Annotated in this window: 1 protein-coding gene; it reads right to left on the reverse strand. The window is 61.4% G+C overall.

Annotated elements, in window-relative coordinates:
- Window positions 1-614 (reverse strand): alanine--tRNA ligase-related protein (locus tag A3730_RS29205; protein WP_231884092.1); only part of this gene is annotated, 614 nt, incomplete at both ends.

A 614-nucleotide genomic window follows, 5' to 3' on the forward strand; every position in this document is an offset into this window, starting at 1 on the left:
GCCTTCTTCGCCCGCCTGCAGGGCATCAACCGCTTCGCCGTCCTTGAACAGGCCGACGATCTTGTCGTCGTCCGCCAGTTTTTCGTAACCGGAAAACGCGGTCACCACCTCGATATTGAGTCGGTCGCTGTAATCATTGGCAAAGCTGCCGGCACCACGAGCCCGCTCACGCTGGGCTTCCATGGCGTTTTCAAAGCCGTCCATGTCCACCGTCAATTCCCGCTCACGGGCCACATCGGCGGTGAGATCCGGTGGGAAACCATGGGTGTCATAAAGATTGAACAGCACCTCGCCGGGCAGTTCCTTGCCATCCAGCTCGGCTATGGCCGCTTCCAGCACCTTCATGCCGGCGGCCAGGGTGCGGCCAAACTGCTCTTCTTCCGCCAGCAAGGCTTTTTCGATGCGGGCCTGTTCGCGGCCCAGCTCCGGATAGGCTTCACCCATCTGCTCGACCAGCGCGGTCACCAAGGTGGAGAAGAACGGCTTGTCCTGGCCCAGCTTATGACCGTGGCGCAGGGCGCGACGGATGATGCGGCGCAGCACATAGCCACGGCCTTCATTGGACGGTATCACCCCGTCACAGATCAGGAAGCTGGCGGAACGGATATGGTCGG

The organism is Alcanivorax sp. HI0044, from assembly GCF_001634945.1.